The organism is Alkalibacterium thalassium, assembly GCF_900101165.1.
In the GTDB taxonomy this organism is placed as follows: domain Bacteria; phylum Bacillota; class Bacilli; order Lactobacillales; family Carnobacteriaceae_A; genus Alkalibacterium; species Alkalibacterium indicireducens.
The window spans coordinates 1-2,916 of record NZ_FNFK01000102.1; the positions used below are offsets into that span (position 1 = coordinate 1).

Annotated in this window: 4 protein-coding genes; 2 read left to right on the forward strand and 2 right to left on the reverse strand. The window is 36.4% G+C overall.

All coding sequences use genetic code 11. The annotated features are described in order from the left end of the window. Positions 1-84: 84 nt before the first annotated feature. Both BLR76_RS11360 and BLR76_RS11365 read right to left on the reverse strand, forming a co-directional pair. Complete coding sequence (locus BLR76_RS11360; protein ID WP_091269010.1) at positions 85-336, reverse strand: hypothetical protein; 252 nt, start codon at positions 334-336, stop codon at positions 85-87. A gap of 198 nt (positions 337-534) precedes the next feature. Next, positions 535-1,086, reverse strand: a complete 552-nt coding sequence (locus BLR76_RS11365; RefSeq protein WP_091269012.1) for a recombinase family protein — start codon at positions 1,084-1,086, stop codon at positions 535-537. Between the two features lie 147 nt (positions 1,087-1,233). Here BLR76_RS11365 and istA point away from each other — a divergent pair, with 147 nt between their 5' ends. Together istA and BLR76_RS11375 are read left to right on the forward strand one after the other, a co-directional pair. Beyond that, positions 1,234-2,436: an IS21 family transposase gene (istA, locus tag BLR76_RS11370; protein WP_091269014.1), complete on the forward strand. Its 1,203-nt coding sequence runs from the start codon at positions 1,234-1,236 to the stop codon at positions 2,434-2,436. Further along, positions 2,426-2,916, forward strand: a 491-nt coding sequence (locus tag BLR76_RS11375) for an ATP-binding protein (RefSeq protein WP_091269016.1), incomplete at its 3' end; no start/stop codon positions are given. The genes istA and BLR76_RS11375, both read left to right, overlap by 11 nt.

Genomic DNA, 2,916 nt, shown 5'->3' on the forward strand with positions numbered 1-2,916 from the left:
TCTTCACCCAACGGGTGAAGAAGGAATAGAGTGATAAACCTTATCAAAGCGGGATAAATGCCTGTTCTGACAAGGTACTATGAATTATTCAGGCATAATATTGTTAGACTCGCCTGTGTTTACTATTTCTAAAATAGTAGCAAAGAACTTTTGTTGTTCATCATATTTGAAATGCAACTCTTTGATACCAGTAAAAACTCTTCCATTTCCTTCCCAAGATTTTTGATAACTTTTATCATTCTTATTTCTTTTATGCTCATCAAGAACATCAAAATGGTTTAATATTTCGAGTTCTTTTGCATCAATATTGCCTTCAGCAAATAATCTTAGTAGCAAAACAGTCTTTTGGTTGGTCTGCCCTCTTTTCGTTTTAAAATTTGTTTAATGACTTGGTAAGTCTTTTCATTTTTTATTTTAATGCCTTCAATCTCCACATTAATGCTCCTATTCGTAAAATATAATTCACTTTTTCGACACGTCTATTATAAACATATTCTTACTGAATCCTAAATGAAAACTGGTAATATACTCTTATTATTTTGCTTTTCTCTTGTGGCGTATTAGTGTACTTTTACTAATACCGGTTTTCTCTACAACTTGTTTGTACGAATGATTTTCTAATAATTTTAAAGCGTGATCCATCTGGCTTTTTGAATACTTATGGGGACGCCCTTCTTTAAAGCCTTCTTTTAGTCTGGCTATAGCTTTCCCTTCTTGAGTGCGCTCAACTATTAAATCCCTTTCAAAATCAGCAAAGGCCGACATGATTGTAAAAATCAGTCGTCCAGTAGGCGTATTCTCGATTATTCCCATGTTTAAAACGTGTGTCCTAACACCTCTATTGAAAAGATCTCCAATCGTATCTAGGGCGTCTCTGGTACTTCTAGCGAAGCGATCGAGCTTGGTTACAACTAATGTGTCTCCGTCTTCTAAATCGCCTAGTAATCGCTGGAATTCAGTCCTTTGTTCATTAGTACCAGTAAACTTCTCAGAATAAATAATCTCACACCCTTCTTCTTTTAATCTTTCATTTTGAGACTGTAAATCTTGTCCTGTAGTACTTACTCTTGCATATCCACGCTTCATTATAAGTTCCCCTTTCAATATAAAAAAACATCCCAACTTTATAATGGAATGCTTTTGTAAATTATTAAACTGAATTTTTAGTAGTTAATTTTATTGCTCTTTGTCTATATGTAAAGAAGAGATATCAGAGAAGGAGTGAAAAAACATATGATTGATGGCATAAAGCCCAATTATACTGCGTTAGCGGAACAATACGGATGTGACTATCGTACGGTTAAAGCAGCGTATGAAGAAGCGTTACAAGGTAATAAACCTAAAACAAGGAGGACATATCCGAGTAAATTAGATTCATTCAAACAAATCATAGATACTAAGTTAGAAGATCAATGTACCGCTAAAAGTATCTTCAAATTCATACAAAAGAAAGGGTTCGATGGGAGTTACAGTCTGGTTAGAGACTATTGCCGTGGAGTGAAAAAAGAACGGATACAGAAAGCAACGGTACGCGTCGAATATACGCCTGGTCTTTCAGCACAAATCGATTGGAAAGAAGAAATGCGACTGATAAGCGGTCAGGGAGAAGTCTTCCGCTTTAATATTTTCCTTTATATATTGCCCTACTCAAAGAAGAAATTTATTACGCTTACCTTTGATCGTAAACAAGATACATTGTTTGAGTGCATGAATGATACCTTTTATCACACCGGTGGTGTTCCAGAAGAAATATGGTTCGATAATATGAAAACTGTCGTCGACCGATCACGAACTCAATTCTCTCAGGTTCATTTAAACGATCGCTTCTATTCTTTTAGTAAAGATGCAGGGTTCAGAACAATGGTCTGTCGTCCTTTTCGCCCCCAAACAAAAGGCAGCGTAGAAGCTCTCGCTAGAACAATGGACCGGTTACGGGTTTACAATCATGAATTTTATGATTCGACAGACCTCATTCGAATCGTTGACGAACTTTGTGATGAATTAAATTCGGAAGTGTCTCAAGCAACGGACGAGATTCCTGATATACTTTGGAAAATAAATGAAAAAGAGCACCTCCATAAGCTAAAAGATGACTTGTTAAATCCTTATTTTGAAGACTCTATTCGCCGTAAAGTCACAAAGGAAGCAATGGTCATTTTCCGCAAATGTAGGTACTCTGTAGACCCTCGCTATATCGGAAAAGAAGTTGACTTGGATCTTTCCGAAAACGAAGAGCACGTGCACATTTATTATAACGGAGAACAGATTCGTTCGCACCCACTTACCACAAAAAGATTGAACTATAACCAAGAAGATTTGGTTCATATACTTAAATCAGATGTCATGAGCCACAAAGAAGAAGATGACATCCAAGAACATATTAAACGAAGTTTAAAGCAATATGATTTACTGGAGGTGCCTTCGAATGAGCAGTAACTATCAAAAGCTATTAAATAATCTAGAGGCCTTGAATTTAAAACATATGAGAGAATATGTGCCAAACTATGTTGAAATTGCCAATCGGGATGAGCTTTCTTTAACAGAAGCTCTTCTAGAATTAACTAATCAAGAATTAGACTTTCAAACGAATCAGACTGTGGAACGTGTCATCCAGCGCGCACACTTTCCCAAACGGACATCACTTGAAGAATTTGATTTCAACTTTCAACCAAGCGTTAACAAAAAAGAGATTCTAGACTTGAAACATATGGCTTTCATGGAGAAAAAAGAAAACTTAGTTTTCATTGGAAACCCTGGTGTAGGGAAAACACACCTTGTCATCGCATTAGGCATTGAAGCATGTCATCAAGGCTACCGTACGCTGTTTATCAGTTGTCATGAATTACTTTTACGTCTTCGTTCTGCCTTTGAAAAAGGGACCGTCGATCGTGTTCTGAAACGATATGCCAAATATGA

Coding starts and splice junctions, on each gene's coding strand:
- BLR76_RS11365 (WP_091269012.1), bottom strand. CDS start 1,086: ATGAAGCGTGGATATGCAAGAGTAAGTACTACAGGACAAGATTTACAG.
- istA (WP_091269014.1), top strand. CDS start 1,234: ATGATTGATGGCATAAAGCCCAATTATACTGCGTTAGCGGAACAATAC.